The organism is Halonotius aquaticus, assembly GCF_003605575.1.
Taxonomy (GTDB): Archaea; Halobacteriota; Halobacteria; order Halobacteriales; family Haloferacaceae; genus Halonotius; species Halonotius aquaticus.
Genome location: NZ_QKNY01000012.1, coordinates 31,907 through 57,154, shown reverse-complemented (window position 1 = coordinate 57,154; position 25,248 = coordinate 31,907). Strand labels below are relative to the sequence as shown.

Below are 25,248 nucleotides of genomic sequence, written 5' to 3'. Positions count from 1 at the left end.
ATGAGCCAAAATCCCGAAAGTCAGGATAGTGATTCGGAGCTGAAGCGTGTCGCAATTGAGGGGACACTTCCCCTGAAAGCGGTAGGTATTGAGAATCTCAAGGAAGCAAACCCGAACCGGATGCCTCCTCATCGTTATCTCCATCCATGGTTTGCTCGTCGTCCTACCCCTGTATCTAGATTGGCAACACTCTCGTCAGTTTTACCTCCAGATATTGACGCCAATACTATCCTTGATTGGATGCAAATCGGCCCCCGTGACGATATTGATGTCGATATTGAAGAGTACGTGGCCGAGCGAAAGAGGACTGAGGGAGAGCGTACTGGAACTCTAGACGATCATTATGGCTATCCCCGTCCGTATTCTCAGACTCCCACTTCTTCTGAAATGGGTGAAATTCATTCCCTTCTTAGAGACCATTGGGATGGTGAACTTCCGACGGTTTTGGATCCTACAGCTGGTGGAGGAGTAATCCCTCTAGAGTCCGCTAGATACGGACTTCCCACTGTAGCAAATGAACTCAATCCAGTTCCAACTGTAATCCTGAAAGTCATCTTAGAATATGCACGGGAGGTTGGTTCCATCTCAAACGAATTGAATCGGTGGGGTGAGCAAATTAACGAACGTGCTGGTGAGCGTGTTGATTCGTATTTCCCTGGAGAGAAAGATCACCAGACACCATCTCATTACGTTAGTACGTATACTGTCGATTGTCCCGAGTGTGGCTGTGATATCCCGTTAGCAAAGAAGTGGTGGCTTAGAAAAAAATCAGCTTCTGAAGGAGTAGCGGCCCGCCCGATTGTATCAGAGGATGCTTCGGAGATTAACTACGAAGTTGTCAATCTTCCGGATGATGTTTCAAAGTCTGAATTCAATCCTCAACAAGGGCCTCACACACGTAGTGGTGCTGAATGCCTGAATTGTGGGATTGTAATGGAATCCGAAGAGATTCGAATTCGCCTCCGTGATGGTGACTTTGACTATGAGCCATATGGGGTGAAATATGTTAAGTCAGGTGGGAAGACAGGATGGCGAGCTCCAAACTCTGACGACTATGAGGCCCAGGAGAAAGCTCGAGAACGGATTAATTCTGATTTTGAACTCAGTACGCTCCTTGACGTTCAGCGATATATTGGTGATGAAGATCGAGCGGGCCCATACGGTGTTACAAAATGGCGGGATGCGTTCACCCCTCGCCAGCTAGTCACCCAGTACGAATATCTTCGGACCTTCAAGGAATTTGAAGATGAAATTCTATCAGATGAGGGCGAGAACGAAGGGGAGGCAGTACTGACCGCATTGTCATTAGTAGCAAGTAAAATCGTAGACCGAAATTCCCGTTTCTCTCCGCTAGATACGAGACTTGGAAACTTGGGTAATGCTCTTGGTGGAAAACATTTCACTCTTCAATGGACCTTCGTCGAGAATAATCCTGCATTAGGATTTCAGGACTATAACGATCATCTCAATCGCGTACGAGACTCTTATGAAGAAATTGTATCGTACTATAACGATGAAGCCGCCGATGATGTCCGTGTTTCTCAAAGTGACGCAGCAAATCTGGAAATAGATTCGAATTCTGTTCAGGCCGTTATCATCGATCCACCATATTATGATAGTATAATCTACTCCGAGATGGCCGATATGTGCTATGTTTGGCTCAAAGAATATCTCTCCAGCATCTTCCCCGACATCTTCCGGGATGATCTGACTGACAAAGATAGTGAAGCGGTTGCCAACGTAGCCGAATACGAGGATGTGGCTTCATCCTCCAATTCAAAGTCAGATCTAGCTGCTGAGGATTATGAAAACAAAATGAAGGACATATTCCAAGAGCTCTATAGAGTCCTTCAACCAGGGGGCGTTATGACTGTGATGTTCACACACAAGGAATCTAGCGCTTGGGATACGCTCACAAATTCCCTAATTCGTTCTGGGTTTACGATAACATCCACTCATCCAATCACCAGCGAAATGCCTCATCGAACAGACACACAGGGGGGTGGATCTGCAGACAGCACACTTCTTCTGACTGGTCGTAAACCACATTCTAAAGATGAACATAGAGACAATCAGAGTCCGACTCTTTGGAGCGATGTACGGGCGGATACAAGAGCGGTCGCAAAGGATGCCGCTCGTGATCTCCTCGACTCAGGTCTCTCTCTCACCAAGACTGATGTGATCATATCCGCATTCGGACCGACACTCAAGGTCTACGCTGACGCCTATCCGGTTGTTGATGACCAGGATCAAGAAATCCCCCCTCGCCGTGCTTTAGAGGAGGCCCGGGAGGCTGTAACACGCGTTCTTGTCGACGAATATCTGGACGGAGAACGTCTCGGTGATTTAGACGATATTACAGAGTGGTACATCCTTTCTTGGCTAGTCCATGAATCGGATACATTCGATTACGATGATGGCCATCAGTTAGGACTCGGTCTCGGGGTTGATATCGATGATATCAAACGGTCTACAAAGCTCTGGGGGAAGAAGCGTGGTGATATTCAGCTGAAGACCCATGAGGATCGCGTCCAGGATATAACACTCCCGCCCGAAGAGAGATCTAACCGGACACCCGTCGATCCTGAAGCACTGTCCTACACGATCGCTCTGGATGCGGTTCACGCCGCAATGCACGTTTATCATAAACAGGGTGAGGATGTCGCAATTGATTGGCTCAAAGAACGCAACTTCGATACGGATGCGGGGTTCAAAGCAACTCTCAAAGCCCTCCTACAAGTTCTTCCCAAAAACAGTTCGGAATGGGAGGCTGCTCGCGACCTCGCATTAGGGAAAGCCCATGACGCTCTTGGCCTCGAATTCACCCCTACCGATTTCACTAACGCCTCAGACGACACTCTCGAACAGAGCGAACTCGGCGACCACGCCTAACTCGAAACACCTCTAGTATGACTAATCTACGTGACCGCGAGTGGCAGTCGATCTACGAGAGCAAACCCGAACAGGGGCGAGCCCACTTAGTCAAGGATTTCTACGAGCCCGCGCTGAAAAGCAGTCAACAATACGACCGGATCGCGGGCTACTTCTCTAGTACGGCACTCGCGGCTGCTGCCAACGGCATTCACGCCCTCGTCGAGAACGATGGTGAAATGCGTCTCATCGTCGGCACCGAACTCTACGAGTCAGACCGTCCGGTTCTAGAGACGCTCACCGACCGCCTCGAGGAAAACCTCGAGGACCTCGATGACGAACGCCTGGATGCGAATCTCCGTATTCTCGCGCGTCTCCTCCGCGAGGGACGGATCCACATCAAGGTCGCCTATCCACGCTCTCCCTCTCACGATTGGGAGATCTTCCATCCGAAAGTTGGACTCTTCCACGATAGCGACGGAAACACGATTTCGTTTGAGGGCAGCGTCAACGAGACGGTCGGCGGCTGGGCTCGCAACTATGAGCGGTTCAAAGTTCATCGGTCGTGGGTTCCTGAACAGGCGGACTACGTCGCCGGCGACGAGGAGACCTTCGAGCGGCTGTGGAATGATGAGCACCCCTTCGTCAAAGTGTATGATCTTCCCGAGGCGATTGAAGAGGATATCATCGATTGGAAAGCTCCCGACACGGAAAGCGATCTGCAAGAAGCGATTCAGATTGCGAACGGTACAGCTCCGCCGACGGAGCGCGACAAAGCGAATATCATTCAGGATGGACCGCTCTCGCCCGGTGGGCTCGCACTGGCCGAGGAAGCGAGCACGATCACTCCGTGGCCTCATCAACGAGTCGTCTCGGACACGCTCGTCAACACGTATCCGCAAAGCTTCCTGCTGTGTGACGAGGTGGGACTCGGGAAGACAATCGAGGCCGGTCTTACACTCTCCCGGCTTGGACTTACTGGCGAGCTTGAAACCGGGCTGTTGCTGGTTCCGGCGAGTCTGCAGCGACAGTGGCAGGAAGAGCTCTGGGAAAAGTTCAACATCAACGCCGTCCGGTTTGACCGGGACACAGCGGGCGATCACGTATTCCGAGACGTCCGCGGCCGCGACCACTATCCACCATCGGTAACAGATCTCGACCTCACCGGGGAGCACGAATGGGCGGACAGCCCTATCTGGCGGTTCCTCTACGAACAGCAGTCGACTGACGACGATACATCGTCGCCGCTGGATGGGCCAACGGTCGTCATTATGTCCTGGCACACGGCCCGTCTCGACGACCGGTGGGATCAAGTCGCTCCCTTAGACCGGGTATCCGACCGGTCTCGGGACGTCATCCCGGCAAGCTGCCGCGGACGCGACCACGATACGGAAGACCGGATGGGCGTGTGGGACGCCGTCATCGTCGACGAGGCGCACAACGCCCGGCGTGGCAGTAATTTCTACGCTCTTCTCGAACAGCTTCGCGATTATACGCACGCCTACTACCTGCTGACGGCTACCCCGATGCAATTGCACGCTGGCGAACTCTATGACCTGATGCAGTTGCTGGATCTTCCGGGTGGTTGGGATAACCGGGATACCTTCATGGAGTTCTTCGAAACTAGAGACGGGCTTTCGCAGGCCCTCAACGAAGTTCTCAACAATCCTGGTTCAGAGTCCGACGAAGCAGAGGCTTCCTGGGACACGCAAGCCACGCTCGATGGACTGGAACACCAAGACCGGCTCCCGACGGATCGACCATTCTCCTCAAAAGTCTTCCAGCACATTGCGGATGAGCTTGAGATTAATGAGGACGGACAGAACCGTGCCATTGCCAAAGAGCGTGTGCTGACCGCCTGCCGGCTCGCACGCGCCTATGGGGACGCCTACGACGGCTATCTTGACCACGTCGACGACGCGATGGCAGAGTACGATATCGACCGTTTTGAGGCGAGCGAGGATACGAAACTCAAACGACTCCTCTATCCTGAAGACGCCGACGAATGGTTGATGGCGTCCCGCAGCGACCGACAGGACGCACTTGACGAACTCTCTCCGGGCGGTTGGCGAGTCATCCGCGATGTTTTAGCAGAGTCCACACCCGTCGACGCGCTCATCCATCGGAATACGCGGGATACACTCCGAAAGTACGAGGCGGTCGGACTCCTCGACACGACCGTTCCGAACCGGAATCCCGAACAACGGAAAATCAAACTCACCGAGGAGGCACGGGCGGTCTACGACCAGATCGACGAGTACACCCGTGAGTTCTACAAGCGAGCCCAACAGACTGACGAAGCCCAAACACGCGCCATCGGGTTCGTGATGACCACGTACCGGCAGCGACTCACGTCGAGTGTCTATGCGATCAGTCAGAGCCTGAAACACCGGCTTGAGACCCTCCGCGCGCAACGGACCGTGCTTGCTGGTCGGGAGCGCGCTCGTGACCGGGACTATGGTGATGCGGAGCAGGTCGTCCTCGAAACGCTACAAAACGCAGACCTCGACGACGGGGACGTTCTGGATGAACTCGACGCTAGTAGCGACGACCTGGACCTCTCTGAACTCATCCCGAGCGTGACTGAAGAGGGGAAACAGCTAATCGAGGAAGAAATCGAGGCTCTGGAAGCGTTCGTCAACGACTTAGACTTGGTTGATACAGACCCGAAGATTCAGCAGCTGTACAACGACCTCGACGAGCTGGATCGGGCTGGCCACAACCGGGTGATTGTCTTCACGCAGTACGCGGACACAATGGACTTCATCCGGGACAGTCTCGCGGACCTTCTTGGAGCGACAATCGCGACGTACTCCGGTCGTGGGGGCGAGCTTTACGACCCCGATTCTGAAACGTGGGAGCATGTCGGGAAAGAGCGCGTGAAGCGTGAATTCTCACGCGATGATGGGCAGGTCGATATCCTCGTCTGTACCGACTCCGCGAGTGAGGGGCTAAACCTCCAGGAGTGTGGGGCGCTCATCAACTACGACCTGCCGTGGAACCCGATGAGGGTTGAACAGCGTATCGGTCGGATCGACCGCATCGGCCAACGATTTGACGAGATTCGCATTCTCAACTACAGCTACGAGGATACGGTTGAGACGGACATCTATGATCGCCTTGACGACCGGATTGGCCTCTTCGAAAACGTCGTCGGTGATATGCAACCCATACTCTCCGGCGTCAGCCAACAGATCCGGGATGCGACCTTGAACGCGGACAGTGCTAACGACCAGTCTGCAGTCGAATCAGCTGATCGTGAGTTCTCTGAAGAACTCGAAGAGCGCGATCAGGGCGATCGCGTCGATGTCGGAGAGTCACTGGAGGACGTTGACGACCTCGTCGCTCAGGATGTTGTCGACGAAGCAAAACTTGATGCGTGGCAATCATACAGTCACCCAGATCTCGTCGATGTCGGCGAGGAGGAATACGAGTATCAACCTCCGTTCGAGACACCAAGCCTCCAGTCAGTGTTGGTCGATAACGAGGCTCTTGCTGAGGCCGGTGTCGAATTCACCTCGGTTCAGGAGATTGACTTCGAGTACGATGACGGGGACTTCGACTTTGCGGATAGTACGTATCGCCTCTCAATAGGTGACGCACCGATTGAGGTTCCAGCTATGGATGGGGAACAGACGATTGCACAGGCTATTGCGACTGGTGCTGATGAAGTGGCGGTGACGTTCTCGGCTGTGTGTGCTGACGAGTTCCCATCGGTTCAGCATCTTGCACCAGGTCATCCACTTCTAGGACAGCTTCTCACAGTACTACAGAATGTGAGTGAGGATACGTCGCGACTCCAACAGCGAATCGTGACTCGACCCGATCAAGACCAAGAACCAGTCGTGTGTGCGTGGGGGCGGGACGGCATGTTTACCCGCATTGCAGGCGATGGGACGGTGGCTGAAAATGGATCGATGGATTCCCTTCCGACGTGGTGTGATCAATTCCTCGATAACCGAGAGAAGTCAACAAAGCAGCCACAGTAGCTGGATAGTTTTGTAAGTATGGACCTCCCAGATGAACCAATAGATGCCAAATACTGCTCTTGAAGCAAATCTCCGCGCTATCGGGGACGGTGCGAGACTGGAACAGTTAGTTGTCGACTTGCTTGGTCGAGAAGGATACGATGTCGATCCAACCGGCGTGAGGGGTCCGGATGGTGGGAGAGATGCACTTTGAACGCTCGGGAAAATCTGGCGTGCTCCATTAGCTATCTCTTTGTAGCTCCAATTAGACTCGGACAATATGCCGAAGCCGGATATCGAAGTCCTCGACGACGGCGACGCCTATCCGTATTCATCGCATATCAGCGTAGACGGTACAGAACTCCAGCTGGGCGATCTTCTCCTTGTGTTTGATTCTCCTGACGATAATGGTGTCAGCTTCTTTGAGCGCATCTATGGGTTCACTTGGCCGGGAATCATCACTCACGTCGTCGATGGGCCGGTTCCTGCTGAGTTCCACAATTTCGAGGACTTTGCTGCGGATCTCGACAGCGTGAAGATCGCGGTCGCCAGCAAACGAGCATCTTTGTCGACGAAGACACCGTCCGCACTATCACCCTCTACCGATACCAGTACCAGGGCGGGTGGCAGCCGATAGTGATTGATGAGCGACGAGATCCACTTGAGAACACTCCTTTCAATGAATCAATTACTCTCTGTGAGGATGGAGAGCAGGTGATTGAAGAACTACTCGGGACGAGTTCACCTGAGGAGAAGCAGGAGGTTGAACATCTCCGTGAATTTCTGCGGTCTGCTGGCTATCAGATAGACTCAATTCCTAACTCGGATGGCTCTCCAGATTGACCCGTTCGAACGCTTCGGTCTCGCCAACCTTACGCTCCAGTAGCGAGGCGAGGTTGTCGTTCGCGGTAGCGAATATGATCTGTCGATCTCCCCGGACCGCAAGTTCAATCACGAGATTGAAGAACGATAGCGTATTGAGCTCGTCCAAGTGAGCGAATGGTTCGTCTAGCAGCATCAGAGGCGGCGCAGAGTCGTGTGCGAGGTTGTTGGTGACAAATATAGCCAACACGAGTGCCGTCCGCTGCCCAGAACTCATCTCATCTATTCCTACTACCTCCCCACTGTCTCGCCGAACGACCTGAAGTTCTTCGTTGTCGTTAGTGAGTTCGACGCGCTTGAAGTCGTAGGGGCGCTGGAATACTTTGAACAGTATCGTGACTATCTCGGTATACTCTCCGAGCACCTTGTCGAGACTCTCTTCAACTCCCACGAACGTTTCCCCGAGGTGCTTTCGCGCCACCTCCAATTGTTCAATACGATCTTTCAAACGGTCAATCTTCTCTGCCTTTGTGTCAATTTCGTCTGATAGCTTCGAGGCTGGCTTTGATTCGGCCGCTTCTGCCGCCTCTTCGACTGCAAACTCAATCGTCCGAAGGTCAGACTTGACCGCGGGGCTGGCATCGAGCAGTTCTTCCGGCCATTGATTTTCTAGGACGTCAAGTCCCTGCTGAACGGCCGACAGTCGATCCTCACAGTCGTCGATCTGTCGCTGTATCTCTGTACCGGGATCGAAGTCACGCATCTCCGAAGTTTGCTCTGCGATGCCGCTTTCGATCTGATCTATTACGCTTGATAGTACCGCATCAGTCGAACGGTTGTAGACCGTCTGGTCCTGTGTTAGCCTAGCAATGGCCTCCACCGTCTCAGGAGTCGTCTTGGGAGACAGAGCCCCCTCTTTACCGTCCGCAACGAAACCGAACAGCCGCGGGACGTCGTCGAGGCCACACAGTTGGTTCCTGTACCGACGGATGTCGTCGTCAATGGCCGCCAGATTGCCACTCTCGACTACCTCTAGCGCCTGCTCAACGTTCTCCAGCGACTCAATAAGGCTCTCCGGAACACCGCCCGCGTCGTGTGTGTGTTCGGGCTCTTCGCGTGTCCGGATGTCCTCGGCAGACTGTTCGACGTAACAGGCTGGGCAGTGTTGAATGTCTTCATCGTCGGTGATCTCGAGGTACTCCTCCGTATCCGTACGGATCTGCTCACGGAGTTCTCTCCGACGTTCCTCAAGATCACCGAGCTCTACTAGTCGGTCGCGGGTTTTCTCCAAATCTTCGTGCTGTTCACGTAGTGCCGACTCGAAAATCGCATACCACGGCTCGGCGGACTGTATAGACTCGACCTGGTTAATTTTGAGATCCGTCTCTTCGATTCCCCGGACGAGTCGCCGTATATCCTCGCAGCTGATTCCATTAGCAACGAAGAGGAGTCCAGTGAAGAACGTCGAAAACGGCAGTTCTGCGGTGTTCTCGGACTCAGCTTGTTTCGCGACCTTGACCACCCGTCGACGCTCGTCTTTCAGATCCCGGATATTGTTGAGATCCTTCCTTTGCTGATTGAGAAGGTCCACCTCGTCGTTCAGTCTCGACCGTAGGTCGCGGGTAGTCTCCCAGGCCAGATCTGACACCGTAGCGTCAAGTGCTCTCTCAAGCTGTTCGAACCGTCGCATCCAGTCTCGCCACCGAGAGATCCGATCACTTGGCGGCACCTCATCTTCATGTTCGCCTTCGTTCTCCACGAGCGCAGACGCTGCCGACGAAAGGTCGCGTCGGGCGCTTCCGAGCGTCGAGAGTGCTTTTTTCACCTCGTTTCGCCGGTCTTGGAGTTTGTCTCGTTCCGCTTCGACCTCTTCGATATCCTCTTCCGCATCCTCGATTTTCCCGTCGAGCAGGTCCAGAAGCTTGTCCTTCTCTTTCGTGGCATACGCGAGATCTTCGCCGTAGAGGAAGTTCCTAAATACTCGCTCGATCTCCAAGTCTGTCGACGGTTCGAGCAGTCGCGTCGTCTCGCCGGCCTCGTGATAGTTGACCCGGTAGAACTCGACGTGCCGTCTCGCTGGCCCTTGCGGCCGGAACCCGAACCAGTCGGCGATTCTATTATTGATTGACTTCGAATCCGTAGGAAGCGGTTCGTCATCACCCTCTAGCGTGACACTCAGCCCGTCGTAGGAGTCGACACGCTCGTCGTCACGTCGGGTCTGACCGACGAGCCCCATCGTGATCCCGTCGAGTATGCTCGTCTTCCCGCTCCCATTACGGCCGTATAGGAGTGTGAATTGCGACGCCTCAAGCTCCCGTCTGGACGCGTCTTTTCGGAAGTCTCCCAGTTCGACAGTGTTGACTGCCGATGGACGGTCGTTGGTCGTCGGTGACGCCGACTGGACGTGAACGTCTCCGACATCATCGATATCAATTTCTAACAGTCGTTCGAACTTCTGGTCAATACTGGTCTTCTGATCGAACAAGAACCCCAGACTGTTGCCGGTCACCCGCTGGATGAGTGCATGGCGCCCGAATTCGTCGTTCACCTCGGATAGTGCCCTACGGCTGTGCTCCAGCGGCCGGAGGAACTCCTCTAGCGACTCGCAGGGGACACACCGTCGGATGGCGAATTTCGTCTTTCTCTCAAATTCGCGGCGAAACTCGGTGTCAGGCTTACTCTCGTCCTCGTAGACCCAGAAAAGCTGAATGTTCCATTGGTTCGGCGTATCGTCGTCGTAGAACTCCAATTCAAGCTGTCGTGTGTCTATCTCCAGTAGCGTCTCCCAGTCGTGATCGTTATCACCCAGCAGTCGCACGAACAACACCTCGTCATCGAACCCTTGTTCCCGAGTCCGTTCTATTCGATACAGCGGACCCGCGCTCTCTATACCTTCCGGCTCGTCAGCACTGTCTTCCCTCGGTTGGACTGTAGTTACCTCTCCAGCCTCTTCCAGCTCTGTGGGGATATCGGTCATCGGTTCACCTCTACAAATTTGACTTGCGAACCACTCGCGGTGATGTCTTCTGGTTCAACCTTGCCATTTGTCACGTCCTCTAGTCCGTCTATTCCTTCCAATTGAGTCTCAGCAGCCGATACCATCAAGACAAGCGGTTTAAAATTCCTCTGTTCCTGATGGATCCACAACTTGGCGATGTCAGTGAGGCGTTGTCGACGTGTCCCAGCCGTCGGATCGTCAAGCCGCGAAAGCGAAATATCGACGCCACGTTCACCATTGTCGGTGGCATTAATCGGGATATCTAATGGTCCACATCGGCCCGCTGGGTCAACGGAACGACCATACCCCTCGCTGGCCGCTTGGAATGTCTCTAGGAGTCGTCTCGAATTCTTTTCCACACTGTTACCACGGCGGTGTTCGTGAACCGCGAACGAGTGCCCCAGTTCCTCATCTCCGTTCCCTTGGAGATTCTTGAGTGCCGCCAGCGGCACGTCCCACCTCGTATCGAGACCGTCCATCTCGTCTACCTCGAGGCGCCAAAGTGTGACCGCAGTGACTAGCTCCGCGTCACGTGGCGTGTCGGGAAGTTGTCTCTGCCGTTCCAATCGACTGCAGTTTGAGCACTCCTGACAGTCGCAGTTGTCGCAGACCTCACACCCGCACTCGTCTATCCTTCCCGGAGGTTCGTCATACGCGGATCCGCCCCAGGTGGATGTACTCAGTATCTGTGGTTCTGGTCGGCGTGCCTGAGCTGGAGCGGAGCTGTTCCCTTCTCGTCGTACACGCAGTTTACTCACCCCGTCGTCCACCAGCGTCCAGACGTATTCAGCGTGGTTAGACAAGCTCGCTCCGTGCAAACCTGCGTTGTTGTATGTTCTGTCGTAGTTTACGAGTGACGACCACTTTTGCGCCTTCTGATATACACCTGAATACCCCCACTGTACTTCGTCCTCGTCGACACCTGGGACGTTTCCCCAGTTGGCACAAACGTACGTTACGTCATTCCTGTTATTGAATATACGCGAGCGGAAGTCGGTCCACTCGGGGTGAAACGGCTCCGGGTTACACTGTGGATGTACAACGATGTTGCCTCTCTGTGCGTAAGTGATTACTTGATCCCGAAGGTCCTCATTCAGTAGGTCTGAACAAGTCCAGACGACGATTCCAGGACCGCTCGACGGACCGAAGTGATGTATCCGGCTGCCTAATGCGAGGTTGTCGGCCTCGTTAGGGTTGGCCCCTTCGCTCATCGGGTATGTCTTGTACTGGATTACGATTATCGGATCGTCGACACCATCAAGCGCATCGGCACGCAGCGGGATTATAGTCGGGGTGACGAACTCTTTGCCGGGTTCGTCCGGTAGGTCCTCTCCAATCACGCGGAAGTCTTCGTTTAGGTTTTCGAGTGTCTCCCGGATCTCTTCGATTTCTACTGGACGGCAGCCCAGGACAAATAACGGGCTCTCGTTGGCGAACAGTTCGTTGTGATCCCTCACCCAATCCACACTGTAACTCCACTCGGGAGCAACCGCGAGGTCGCAGCTATTCGCCAGACTCAGGAACGACTCTGCCCTCTGTTTCGCCTCTCTCGGGCTGGGGAGTGATTGAATATCTTCGACGACGGTCCCTGGCTGCCATAGTGCGATGTCTTTCTCGCGACTGTCCTCGAAAATAGAATATGTACTCCTCTGAAATTCCCCGGCGATCCTGTGGACCGAATGAATATCATCGCCGTCCGGCATCTTAAGAACAATTAGAATCTGCGCACTTAAACTGTCTGTACAATATTACCCAAACTGTCGTCTCTGGCCTGCCTCGATTTACGACGGTCCCCCAATCGTTGGCTAATCTCATATCGCCGCGGATGTCGGTATGCAACTCTGAATTGTCTCGTATGTTTCAGGAAATCGAACATCAACCCCACCAACAAAGAAGAATTTGAATGAGATCAGAGTAGAATTCTATGATCGACCACTATACACCGTAATTCCACTTTCACTACGAATGGGGAACTAATATACGGTCTGGTGTACGACAATCAACAAGCAACGCTGCCGGAGGTACCTAATGCATATCCCAGAAGGACAATACAATCTCAAGGAGTTCTGCCGAGTGATTTTCGACTCGCCAGAGCGTGTCCTCGATGGGTACCACGGTCAGCGCATCAAATCTTTCCTCTATCTCTCTGACGACGGCTGGCGCGACTACCTTGACGACCACTACGAGACTGAGGAACTTGGCGGTATCACAAAGTTCGTCGGAGAGTATAGGAACCGAAAGGGTGCGGAGCAGCCGGCCAAATTCTACGTTGGCCAGTACAAAGACGACCTTCAGATGGTGTTGACTGCTGAAACTGAGGAAGCGATTAGGCAGGCGCTCCGTCCGGTTTCGGAGCACAGCGATAGCTTGTCGCCGATGCCGATTATGACTGAGGACTTCCAGACGATGAACGAAATCGTCCTCAGTACCTACGATGATATGCGGATTTCTGAATTTAAATCAAAGCGAGTGCCAAGCCTTGCTGACGCTCGGACGCGACCGGACGTTGACCGGGAAATCGAATACAAGGGCGCTGATGGTCGGGATCGATTGGATGAATTCCGTGACGAGTATGGCGTTGTTCCGACCCGAATTCAGTACGAGCACGAGAATGTCTCGATTCGAATCGATACATCCGGTAAATTCACGCTCGAAAGCGTCAACAAAGAGAGCTTCAATATCCTGTTTGACCTGCTGAGCGAGGTCGTGGTGAATGTGCTTGAGCTGCTGGATGTAGCAAATCAGATTAAGTTTGAGAAGCGGGAGGTGGTGCCGGGAAACTTGAAAGTACAAGTGCCTGAGGTGAGTTCTGGTGAGATAGATTTTGATCAGCAAGTGTCGTTGATGCAGGCTGAGAATTTTATCAAGGGCACAAAGAACAGTGATGACCTGAATTTCAGCTTTACTGATGTCACCAAGCAGGCTGGATCGCTCGACTTCTCTGCCCAGGTTACTGACGAGAACCGAGGCTCCCTATTCAATGTGAGTGCCACCGAAGAGTCGATGCGTATCGTGCCGAAGCACGACTGCTCGTTCCCGTCTCTCGTCGAATTCTATCTAGCTGTAATACAGCTGTTAGATGGTGGCGCCGAAATGCGACTATACGAGTCTCAGTCAGCAGCCTAACGCATGACGAATGTTGACCCTCCTGAATCGGTGCCTGAGGGTCAAGAAACAAAGTATCGCGGGCTCTACGGCAAGTGTGTCGAGCATAAGCTCGAAGGGTTCCCTGAGCAGTCCAAGAGTGAAACCCTGCGTGAGGAAATTAATGTTCAACGGCAACATCGAAAGCTCATCAGTTACTCTATTTTCCCGTTCGTACAGGGGCGTCCGGCTGGCTACAAGTTCTTCACCGCCGAACCGCTAGAGGAACTTGGCGTTCCAAACTTCGATTTCCTATTGTGGAACTTGGATGGGAAGGTGATTTTCGGTGAGGCCAAGTCTTCGGTCCCGGCGAGCGCCGATACTGTGGTGAATCAACTTGAGGAGCGCAAAGAGATTGCAGAAAACCACAAAGAGCACATCGAAGAGGAGTACCTTGGAAGTGAGATCGACCATATGGAGTTCGTTGTTTCTACGTACGTCAATCACGGCGACAAAATCGCGAAGGCCATTATTGAGGAGGGGGCCGAGTTCATTACTTGGGTCGTGGACGCCCACCACGACGAGCTGTGGATTCGCCAAGCCCGCCCAACCTCTTTCCCGGATAACTTGGAGGCTGACGATCCGGATGCGATGCTTCAGGAGCTAGACCGCCGACATACGCACGATGTGTCAGCGCTGAACGGAGAGCTAGACCGAGTTACCACGAGTTTTGGCCAGGCAGATGTTCTACCAACCGCAATTATTGTCGATCAACTGCGAGTCGTAGTACAGGCACGTCGGGTCGAAGGACGACATCCTTGTGTTGATCGTGCAGATATCGAATCATACGTCTCGAGCAGTTCACTGAACTACCCTGAGGAACGGGTGACGGACATTGTAGATAACCTGATTGAGTCGGGTAAACGCATTAATTTCCTCTCTGAGTGGGACGAAGAACGTGCTGATTTGAAGGTGGTATCGAACTATACGGCTAAAGACGATCTGGAGCAGGTTCTTGACAATAAGTGGGTTGATTGGCGAATAGAGGATATGAAAGATGACCTCCGTAAAGAATGTGAAGAGCGAATTACTGCTGAGTTGGGCAGACAGAAGCAGCTCAACGAATTCGGTGTGGGCCTTCCAGCGGAGGAATCGGAAGACGAGTCTTCGTAACCACTTCTGGGTAGAGAATTTTGACCCGGCCTCTGCTGGTAATCCGGGTGATAGTATTGCGAAAGTCGAGCGTGGCTATGTAGTGTTTATCCCCAATATCGCCGGTAGCGATCCATAAGTACACTAATTAGTACCCTCTGGGGTTTGTCATTGTTCTCGGTAAAACACTGGTACTGAGAAGGCTTCGTTCGAGCTAATCTGATGGAGGTGGTTCTGAAAGTAACGCCTTTTCCACTCGTTCAAAATGGGACAGTCTTCCAAAGCCGAAATTCAATCTATGACAGAGCACCCAATTGACGTACTGGACGATATGGCCGACCAGGTCGCCGAAGAATTCGAGGCTTATAGACAGCCGGACGAATTCAAAGACGTATCGCTTGTCATCAACAACAACGATCCAGACCGACCTACACTAATCGTACACGTCGATAGAGAGGAGGCCGATACGCTCGCCGATGAGATCGAAGCCTTCCTAGAGGAACGGGGTGCTCGAACTCAGCGTGAACGGCACTCGGACACAGATGTCCGGGTGCTAGCGACCGTCGACTGAGTTCTCAGCCCTTTCCCATTTATTTGGCCGCTGCCGGTAAGCCGCTCCTAAGCTGTCAGTCTCGCCAAGAGTGAAGTGAGACCGATATCTTGGTAGGGAGTGTTCGATGGATTCAACGCTTCTCACCGGTTCGAAACACGCCCGATTGGAACGACGGGCATTTCAGCGGGCTGATGACATCGCAACCGATTCGCTGGGAAGTATTCTCTACATAACGCGGAACGACGCTCGCCGGAGTATGGTCGAGAACCGCTGGGCCGCTTCGCACGAACCTCTCCGTCTTCGTGCCGAGACGCTTGACGCGGTCGTTCGGGAGTGGTACGAGGAGCTCCACGGTCCGGTTCAACCCCTCGTCGGGCAGCTGAACCGCCGGCTGGCGGAGTACGCGCTCGATAGATCGACAGCCGAGACAGATGGCGCTCTCGCTGGCGAACCGGCCTCGGCCGCTCTCGCTGATTCGTTCAGTAGCCGCTTCTCGCTCTTCGACGACGCCGGCGTCGGGACCGCTGACGCGCTCGTAGCGGAGTTCGAGGGCTCCGCTCTCGATGACCGTATCACGACAGCCACTGTCGACGCGTACCGACACTACCGGAATCTCCACGCTGACTACGTCGACGAGTGGGTCTGTACCCGGGGAGAAATGTTCCACGCCGTGTCGACGGCGGAGCAGTCACTATCGGCTCTCTCCCCGGAACTGGATGTCGTCGTCCTCTCCGGGTATCACGAGTTCCGCCCCGTCGAACGCCGCCTCATCGAACGCCTCGTCGACGAACTTCCGATGATTGCACTTCTGCCGCTCCACCAAGATGGCCGGAGCGGAGTCGACGCCGTTGCGGAGGACGCCTTGGATGTCTACGAAGCACTTGACTTTGAGACAGTAGACCTCGAGCCCGTCGACGAGTCAGGGCGGGCCTTTGGAACGATCACTGAGTCGCTCTACCGCCCGGACCCGGACAGTGTCCCTGCTCCGGACACTCTGCGATGGCGTGAACTCCCGACGCCCGAGCGCGAGATTCGCTTCGTCGCTCGCGAACTCCGGACTGAGTTGGCTAATGGGCGTGATCCCGACGACCTGGCTGTCGTCATCCCGGGAACGGAGGCCTATTCGGGGTACGTCGAGGATACGTTCGATACGTTCGACATTCCGCACGTTACGACCGCCGCTTCACAGCTGAACCGGACGTTCACCGGGAGCATCGTCCACGATCTCCTGAACCTCGCCGAAGCTGATCCCCGCGCTAAGAACCTCACGTCCCTATTAGCGAATCCACTGGTTGACATCGTCCCCACCGACCAAGCCAACGCCGTCACCGCAGCTGCTCGCCGGCGTGACACGGTTTCTGTGGCACCTCTGCTTGATGATGTCGACGACCAGGCTGCGACACTGATCGAGGAGCTGCTGACCACGCTAGAGACGCTCCGAACAGGCGACATTGAGGACGCAACAGACACGCTCCGTCGACTACTTGATGACCGGTTTAATCTGAAGGAGACGACAGAAGACTACGCCACCGGTGCCGAACAGGCGGTTGAACAGCGGGCTTACGACCTCGTAGACGAGGTTCTTACCTCGTTCGAGTCGCTGGCGTCAGTCAGTAGCAATCTTTCGCCGTTAGCACTCTTCACACGCGCCTTCGATGGCGTGCCAATACGGGTTCCACAGCGCGCTGCTGGCGGCCACGTCGAAGTGATGGGGCTGCTCGACGCTCGGATGCGCTCCTTCGAGAAGGTATTCCTTGTGGGACTGACGAGCGAGCACTTCCCGGTAACGTCGGAACACCCGGCCTTCTTCGAGGAGATGACCGACGCCCACCCACGGTTCGACACCGGCGACGAGCGACTCCGTGGCCGCTATCTCTTCGCGACGCTCCTCGCGAACGTTGACCAGCTCACGATCACCACGCCTGAGGCTGGCGACGAGGAATCTGCCGTCGTCCGGTCGCCAGTCCTCGACGAGCTTCAGCGCGTAACCGATATTGAACCCGAAACCGGCGTCGATGACCGCGTGGGCTCCCGTGAAGATCTCCAGCGGCACATCGCAGCTACGGCTGACCAGCGTGCGGCAGTCAGCCGCGCCGGTGACCGAGGTGACATCTCCCCCGACCAGACCAAACGCATGGATCGGGGGCTCCACTGTGCGGACAAGAGAGGAACAGCTGGCCTCTCCGAGCACGACGGTGTATTAGAACCTGAAACAGTCGATGAAGTATACCCCCCGTCGGAACGAGAACCCTACAGTGCGAGTCGGATCGAGCGATACGTCGAGTGTGGGTTCAAATTCTACGCTGACAATGTCCTCGGAATCGAAGATCCGGACGACGTTGAGGTCGCACCTACACCCCTCGAAACAGGATCATATGTTCACGATGTCCTCGAACGATTTTTCGCAGATTTGCAGGACGATATCGACGAGGGTGTCGACCTCCCGAAATTTGACCGAGATACGCTAGCGACACACCTCAGCGATATAGCTGTCGAGGAACTCCACGACGCTGACTTCCAGTACGACGGGCTGTTCTACGAACGGTGGAAAGCTGAGCTATTCGCGGGCCTCAGCGACGAGGGGAGTAGACTCTACGAGGCTGGCAGCAACCCCCACAATGCGCCAGAACAGGGCTTATTCGCAAGGTTCCTCGACAACGAACTCTCACGAGACGATACCGACCGCCCACATCTATTCGAGGCTCCGTTCGGCGAGGGACTCCCTGACTCAGATGCTGGCCCATTCACGGTCGAGCGACCGGATGGTTCGACCGTCTCGATTCGTGGATACATCGACCGCGTTGATGTAAACCGCGAAGGTGAGCAACCGTCGCTCACGTTGTACGACTACAAAACTGGCCGAGCACCGTATATGACGAAGACCACCGGCGGCACGAAGTTCCAGCTCCCGATATATCTGCTCGCTGCGGCCGATGTTGTCACCGGTGATCTATTCGATCAGGGTTCGCTCTCGGCGACGTACTATCAGGTGCGGCCGCCAAACGACCTCAAGGTTCCACGCGGCGTCGAGTCGAAATTTGATTCAGAGGTCGAACTTCGCCGCTTCCTGGATGATATCGTTCCAGAATGGCTGGGGCAAATCGACGATGCGATTGCTAACGGACGGTTCCACACGACGCTTCTGTCAGCTCGGGGTGCGAATTGCCGATACTGTGACTACCGTCGAGCATGTGACGTTCGGCACCATCGCAAGCGAGAGTTCGTCAACGAGGTTGGTACGGACGAGGCGGCCTACGTTCCACTCCGTGTTCGCGACGATAAGGACATCGAGGCGGTGATGGGTGATGACTGAGGACACAGAGAAGATTCAGCTCACAGAGGAACAGGAAGATGCCCTTGTCCAGGGTCGGAATGTCGCGATCACCGCCGGTGCTGGAACTGGTAAGACGACGACGTTAACCAAGCGATATGTGACGATTCTGGCTGACAACCCTTCACTCACGCCCGAGAATATCGTAACGATCACCTTCACACGAAAGGCCGCTGCGGAACTAACCGAGCGTGTCCGTGAAGAGGTGTACGACCGTTTGGAAGACGTTGATTCACCGGAGGCTTACCACCGGTGGCGAGGGGTTCTGGACGATCTGGAGGACGGCTACGTCCACACCATCCATGCGTTCTGTACCCGTCTCTTACGAGAACGGGCTGTCGAAGCCCCGGTGCCGCTTGGGTTCGATGTGCTCGACGAAGACGGTGCTGCAACACTGCAACGTGAGGTCGTGACCGAGTTTCTTGAACGGAATCAGGACGATGAGGATGTGGCACTCCTGGCGCAGCTCTGGGGTCGCGACCAGTTAGTCGAAGTACTGTCTGGGATCCTTGATGAGCGGCCACAAAGCGAGGCGATCCTCAACGAGTGGCGTGATGCCGAGGTCGATGACTATGTCGATGTCCTCTGGGAAGTCGTCTGTGACCTCGATGTCGACGACGCCCGACAAACCCTGTATGCTGACGGACTTCTTGAACAGCTACGGACGGTCGCGAACCGCCTCGACCCAGAAGTCACGATTGCTGACGATGATGGGTTCAGAGCCTACCAGACCATTACAGAGGTTGCGACGACACTCCCTGACGATCCGACGAAGAGTGATCCTCGCGACTGTCAACAGGCAATCCTTGAGCTTTACGAGGTCTGTGAGAAGAAGAACGGCGGCCTGTACAGTAGTTCAGGGTACGTCGTTGGTGATCGGGATGATTGGGGAGAGTACGGTAACGTCTACGACGACCTGAAAGACAGTATCGACACCATCATTGGAGCCGTCGAGCCGCACGCAGAGGCGGTCGAGACGACGCCCGGTGAACTGGAAACAAATAGTGCTCACTACGTGCTTGCCCTGATGCGGGTTTTCGACGATGTCCTCACGGCCTACACTGTCGAGAAGGAGAGCCGCGATACGCTCGACTTCCCTGACGTGATCGAGACGACACTTGAGTTCTTACAAGCTAACGATGCTGTCACTGAGCGACTTCAAGACCAATTTGCGGCCGTAATGGTCGATGAGTTTCAGGACACGGATCCGCGTCAGTGGGAGCTGGTCAAGCTTCTAACGGGCGTCGACGACCAGACAGCCTCGAACGTCTTCCTGGTCGGCGACGAGAAACAGAGTATCTACGGATTCCGTGGGGCCGATGTGACGACGTTCGGGGCTGCAAGAGCTGAACTACAGACTGTTAACAAACTCCGGGGCGTCAACGACGTGCCCGAGAGCGATGCTAAGAGTCCAACCGCCCTCGAACTATCCGGAAACTTCCGGACGCTAGAGGAGCCGTTGTCATTTCTGAACGAACTCTTCGAGCATCTGTTCCAACCAGAAGGTGAGACCCACGAAGCCTACGAAGCACCACCACAGGAGTTGAGCACACAACGCGACCGAGTTGAAGACATCGAGGGATTAACTGGGAGTGTCGAGTATCTCGTTGTACCTGACGATGCTGACACAGCAGCGCAGCTCTTCGGCGATGATCATCCGGTCGCCGAAGGCGCGCTCGATCACACCATCGAGGCTGAGGCCCAAGCACTCGCTGCTCGACTAACCCACCTGTTCAACGATCCGCCTACAATCCAAGACCCCGATACAGGTGCACATCGCGACGCCACGCCTGATGATACGGCAATCCTCCTCCGCCGGCGAACCCACCTTGATCGGTATCAACGAGCTCTTGAGGAGTACGATATCCCCTACACTGTCGTCGGTGGTGTCGGGTTCTACGATACACCAGAGGTTCAGGCACTGACGAACTTGCTTCGGGTGCTCGGTGACCCACAGGATGATGTCTCTCTGTATGGGGTACTTCGTTCCCCGCTGTTTGGGTTCGCTGATGATCGCCTCGCACCGGTGGTCGCAGAGGCAGAATCAGTGTGGGACGCCCTCGCCGAGACGGATGATCCGCAATTGAAGGATGCCTTTAGCCTCCTGTCGAAGTGGCGAACGCTCAGTGGTTGCGCAACGCCGGCGGAAAATGGCGTTCTCCCGTGGAACCGCTTGTTGTCCCGAGTGATTGACGACACCGGATATCTGGCGAGTGTGAGTGCTGATGAACGCGGTCAGCAGGCCGTCGCAAACGTCGAGAAATTCCGTGATCAGGTTCGCACGTGGAGTGAAAACGGGGTTCACACAGCGGCTGGGTTGCTGCATCGCATTGACCGACAAGCAGAAATCGATCCCCGAGAGGGTGAAGCTGATATTCCGGGTGACGCTGAAGGCGTGCGGATCATGACGATCCATTCCGCGAAGGGTCTGGAGTTCCCGATTGTCACAGTCCCAGATCTTGGAAGCGACCTCAATTTCGGTCGCTCTGTTGATGACCACGGGTACGTACGTCTTGTAGACGGTACTGAAGACGCGCCACCGGTGCCGGCAGTCGGTGGGCCGAGTCCTGGCGATGCGTTCTCGATTGAGAAGACAGCTGTCCACGAGTACGCTGACAGACAATCACGGCCCGAAGAACGAGCAGAGTCGAAACGGCTTCTCTACGTTGCATGTACACGAACACGAGATCACCTCCTCCTCTGCGGCACGCATGATATCGACATCGACGAGGGTGGTACAATTGAACTGGGTGAGCCTGCAGCCTTCGATGATGCCGACCGGTGGCGTGACTGGCTACAGCCAGCCCTCCTCGACGGCGAACTCGTTGCTGAGGCGATCCAGGACGGCCAGGCCTCCGGCGAGATTAATGGGGCCAGCTATACCGTTCGCAAGCCACCGCGCCCGGTGAACTGGCACACTGGCGACGACGCTGTTGATTCAACGCCGGAAATCTCAATTCCGTCACCACCATCGCTGTCGCCGGCGAAACGGATCGCAGCCACGACGCTCGTGAATGCAGTAGCGGATGCATCTACAGACGGCCATAGCTATTCGCAGCAGGAGGAGTCGGTGGGGTTGAGCCCCACTACATTCGGGACGGTCGTCCACCGGATCAACGAACTTCGGCCACCGAGAGACGAATGGCCTGCTCTGATCCGCCGTCTGAGTGGGATGGCTGGTGAGGAGCCGACGGAATCAGACCTCCGTGACGCTGTCAATCACGCTGTAGATGCGGTTGAATTCGTTGATCAGGTTGAGACCGCTGCCCAGCTCCAAGCAGTCTATGATGAGTATTCTGTTGTCGCTCGAATTGGGGAGTCGAGGATTGTCGGCGATATAGATCGACTGCTCGTCACGCCGGATGCATTCCACATTATCGACTACAAGACCAACGACCTCTCAGCTACGACATCGGAGGAACTCGCCGAACACTATCGACCGCAGATGCTCGCTTACGCTCTCGCACTCCTCCAACATGACCGAAATCGTGACGTACGAGCTTCACTCCGGTTTACTGATGCGGGCGTAGAGGAACAGTTCAATTGGGAGTCGGATCAGATGGCGGAAATTGAATCTGAACTTCGACCGATGATGGATCTAGTCAACTAATCACAAGGCGGAGTCCCCTTCCTCAAGGAGCGACTGAAAGGGAGCGAGTAGGGAGGGGAGGAGCCGACAACCAGCACAGATTAAAATATTGTTAGCACTTTATTGAAGATATGGCGTCGGACGACGAGTACCACCGTCGCACGCTCATCACTCGGCTTGAGCTTCGTTCAGCAGAAGATGAACAACTCCTACTCAATACAATTGATGAGTGGCGCGACAGCTGCAATATCGGCAGTGACCTCGCATGGGAAACCTGCCATACCAAGTCCGATGTCAGAAACCACGCTAAGGAGACGATCAAACAGCAAACCGGGCTGGGCGACCAACACGCCACGCTCGCCTGTCACGAAGTGGCAGGCGCGATCAAATCCTGTATCGAACGTCGAAAACAGGACAAAAAAGCCTCACAACCGCAGTTCACCAGCCGGTCGATGACCTTCGACCGGCGAACGCTCACCGTCTTTCCCGACCAAGAGAAAATCACCCTCACGACGCTGGGCGACCACTCGAGAGTCCATGCGGATCTCGCACTACCGGAGAATCCGGATGGCTACCAGTACGACTATCTCACCGACGACGAGTGGGCATACACTGAATCCACGCTCCACTATCGGAACGGCGAGTGGTTCATTCACCTCGGGTATCGAACGCCTCGGGATGACGCCGATGAGTCAACGACGCAGCACGGAGCGGTGCTGGGTGTTGATTTCGGCGTCAACCAGATCGCCGTCACCAGTACGGCACAATTCTTCGATGCTGGTGAGCTGAATCACTATCGTCGGGAGTGTAAGCGTGTCCGTGGTGAGCTACAGGAGACGGGCACGCAGTCAGCCCATCGCACGATTGACCAACTATCAGGACGTGAGCAGCGATACGTGAAACACATTCTGCATAGTGTAGCGAACGGGATTGTCGAAGAAGCCCTCGACCACGACTGCGCTGGGATAATCTTGGAAGACCTCAGTGACATCCGCGATAACCTACCGTTCGCGCAATGGCACTCGGAGTGGGCGTTCCGAAAGCTCAAGGATTTCGTAGAATACAAGGCCGAGTACGAGGGGTTGTTCGTGGATACACTCGACCCCCGGAACACGTCGAAGCGGTGCAACGAGTGTGGGTTCGTCCATGACGAGAACCGCCACAGCGAAGCCTTCGAGTGTCGTCGCTGCGGGAAACAGAATCACGCGGATTACAATGCAGCAAAGAACGTGGCGGAACTGTATCTCCTTCGGGGTCATCAGCCGCCCCGTGGGAGGAGCGTCAGTCAATACGCTCTGAAGTCAGGATCGCGGACGCCGACTTAGGGCATACAGCCCTCACCTACATGGGTTCGAGGCCGAGATCACTGACAAGCCCCACCCTCAACGAGCGAGGTCGGTAGACCGAGCGAAGTAGGGTGGGGTTGTTGACGTAGTTACACGGCTATTCGACAATCATCTGTCCGCAGATTGGTTTGTAGCCACGACTGATTCTCAATTCAACCTATTCACCTGCTTTGCCAGATACTCTTGGAGGGCGGATACAGTCTCTTCTGAGACAGCTGAGGCCCCGAAGTCACTCCGGTACCCGTGCTTGAGTTCATCGCTCTCCAAGATCTCCAGACCACGCTCAAGTTGCTCCCGTAGCGCATCGTCGTCTCCCCGCCGCAGGTGGGGTGTGACAGCTTCAAGGTCGATCTCTTCTGCGACAGCAAGGACGTCCCGAAGATCTGTTTCGCGGCCGCTGTGGAGCTTTGCCGCCACGAGGACGGCTCCATCGATCACTCTGGCCGTCGTCGTTACTGTGCCCCCGCTCACCTCTTGCTGGTGGCTATGGTCGTACAGGTAGTCGAACGACCACTGTGCCTCTGTCTGGCGGCAGCCGAGGCCATTCACTAGCAGATCGAAGCCGATCGGCTGCTGCGGCGTGAGCCGCTTCTCGTATTCGAACACTTCGGTGTCGTAGAACCACTCCTTGGCGTGACTATCCGTTTCTTCGAACTCCCGATTTTCGAGAAATTCGATGAATTCGGCCTTGGAGTCTGGTGCGACGACGATATCCAGATCAGTAGAAAAGCGAGCGTTGAACACCGATACAGCATAACCCCCGACAAGGACGTACTCGTGTCCCTCCTGAGTGAGGTCTTCGAGCAGTTCGATGAGTGCGTCACTTCGGTTGTGGAAACTCATGGCTGCGCTCGTTCCATCTCCCGGTACGTGACGCCGAGATCGATGTCTTCGTACATCCGGTCGAGCATGGCTAGTGCCGACTGGAACTGGGCGTAGTTCTCACGCATATACTCGATCGTCTCTGCTCTCGGGATAACCGGGTACCCCTCGACGTGTTCAATGTCGAGTGAGGAGCGTGGCTCGACGACAATATGCAGTGCCCCGTCCAGCTCGTCTTGGGGCTGCCGCTCGAATGCGGTAGGGAGGCCGAACGAATCGAAAAACGCCTCCCAGGCATTGACATCTTGCTCACGAACAGCCAGGAACAGTGGATAGTCGTCGGGCTCGCGACCAACTTGGTAGCCGCCCTGGGTCCACACGTAAACGGCGTCGATCCGTGTGAATGCGAACGGCCAGTCTCCGAACTGGGGGATGACGTAGGCTTCCTCGATGGATGGTGGACTAACGCCGGCGCTGGCCGCGACGAGCTCGCGGGCTGCGTCCCTCACCTGCTCGTCGACGACTGAGAGGCCGTCGTCATAGGTGACGTAGCCTACGTCTTCCAGCCGATTGACGGCCTGTCGTACCGTCTCATACGGTGTTTGAAGGTGTTGGGCGACACGGCGGATGGAGTCACCACTCTCGATGGCGAGGATAGTCTGTGCCGCCGTGTCATCGAGAACCTCATACATCTGTTGATTACCAATAATTC

Annotated in this window: 13 protein-coding genes; 9 read left to right on the top strand and 4 right to left on the bottom strand. The window is 55.1% G+C overall.

Translation table 11 applies throughout. The features are described from left to right. The 3 genes from DM826_RS13230 (at position 1) to DM826_RS13165 (ending at position 7,476) form a co-directional block, all read left to right on the top strand. Positions 1-2,892 carry a DUF1156 domain-containing protein gene (locus tag DM826_RS13230; RefSeq protein WP_233735729.1) on the top strand — a complete coding sequence of 964 codons (2,892 nt, stop codon included), beginning with the start codon at positions 1-3 and terminating at the stop codon, positions 2,890-2,892. Positions 2,893-2,909: 17 nt separating this feature from the next. Beyond that, positions 2,910-6,860, top strand: a complete 3,951-nt coding sequence (locus DM826_RS08035) for a helicase-related protein (protein ID WP_120102885.1) — start codon at positions 2,910-2,912, stop codon at positions 6,858-6,860. 259 nt (positions 6,861-7,119) lie between these two features. Beyond that, complete coding sequence (locus DM826_RS13165; protein WP_205738819.1) at positions 7,120-7,476, top strand: hypothetical protein; 357 nt, start codon at positions 7,120-7,122, stop codon at positions 7,474-7,476. Between the two features lie 180 nt (positions 7,477-7,656). On the opposite strand, the gene DM826_RS08025 is transcribed toward DM826_RS13165, so the two are convergent. Together DM826_RS08025 and DM826_RS08020 are read right to left on the bottom strand one after the other, a co-directional pair. Further along, positions 7,657-10,638, bottom strand: a complete 2,982-nt coding sequence (locus DM826_RS08025; RefSeq protein WP_120102884.1) for an AAA family ATPase — start codon at positions 10,636-10,638, stop codon at positions 7,657-7,659. Continuing rightward, positions 10,635-12,362, bottom strand: coding sequence for a hypothetical protein (locus tag DM826_RS08020; protein ID WP_120102883.1), 1,728 nt, complete (start codon positions 12,360-12,362; stop codon positions 10,635-10,637). The genes DM826_RS08025 and DM826_RS08020 overlap by 4 nt, the downstream gene beginning before the upstream one ends. 325 nt (positions 12,363-12,687) lie before the next feature. On the opposite strand from DM826_RS08020, the gene DM826_RS08015 reads away from it, so the two are divergent. The 6 genes from DM826_RS08015 (at position 12,688) to DM826_RS07990 (ending at position 23,693) form a co-directional block, all read left to right on the top strand. Continuing rightward, positions 12,688-13,785, top strand: coding sequence for a hypothetical protein (locus DM826_RS08015; RefSeq protein WP_008524494.1), 1,098 nt, complete (start codon positions 12,688-12,690; stop codon positions 13,783-13,785). 3 nt (positions 13,786-13,788) lie between these two features. Further along, positions 13,789-14,916 carry a hypothetical protein gene (locus DM826_RS08010; protein ID WP_120102882.1) on the top strand — a complete coding sequence of 376 codons (1,128 nt, stop codon included), beginning with the start codon at positions 13,789-13,791 and terminating at the stop codon, positions 14,914-14,916. A 277-nt stretch (positions 14,917-15,193) separates the two neighbouring features. After that, positions 15,194-15,466 carry a hypothetical protein gene (locus DM826_RS08005; protein ID WP_120102881.1) on the top strand — a complete coding sequence of 91 codons (273 nt, stop codon included), beginning with the start codon at positions 15,194-15,196 and terminating at the stop codon, positions 15,464-15,466. 238 nt (positions 15,467-15,704) lie between these two features. Continuing rightward, positions 15,705-18,761 (top strand): PD-(D/E)XK nuclease family protein, encoded by a 3,057-nt coding sequence (locus DM826_RS08000; protein WP_120102902.1) that lies wholly within the window; start codon positions 15,705-15,707, stop codon positions 18,759-18,761. Further along, positions 18,754-22,389 carry a UvrD-helicase domain-containing protein gene (locus DM826_RS07995; protein ID WP_120102880.1) on the top strand — a complete coding sequence of 1,212 codons (3,636 nt, stop codon included), beginning with the start codon at positions 18,754-18,756 and terminating at the stop codon, positions 22,387-22,389. The genes DM826_RS08000 and DM826_RS07995 overlap by 8 nt, the downstream gene beginning before the upstream one ends. 110 nt (positions 22,390-22,499) lie before the next feature. After that, positions 22,500-23,693 carry an RNA-guided endonuclease InsQ/TnpB family protein gene (locus DM826_RS07990; protein ID WP_120102879.1) on the top strand — a complete coding sequence of 398 codons (1,194 nt, stop codon included), beginning with the start codon at positions 22,500-22,502 and terminating at the stop codon, positions 23,691-23,693. Positions 23,694-23,861: 168 nt separating this feature from the next. Here DM826_RS07990 and DM826_RS07985 read toward each other — a convergent pair whose 3' ends face one another. Continuing rightward, on the bottom strand, positions 23,862-24,557 hold the full coding sequence (locus DM826_RS07985; RefSeq protein WP_120102878.1) for a nucleotidyl transferase AbiEii/AbiGii toxin family protein: 696 nt from the start codon (positions 24,555-24,557) through the stop codon (positions 23,862-23,864). Next, positions 24,554-25,228, bottom strand: a complete 675-nt coding sequence (locus DM826_RS07980) for an RNA polymerase subunit sigma-70 (protein ID WP_120102877.1) — start codon at positions 25,226-25,228, stop codon at positions 24,554-24,556. Before DM826_RS07980 ends, DM826_RS07985 begins: the two co-directional genes overlap by 4 nt. Positions 25,229-25,248 lie beyond the last annotated feature (20 nt).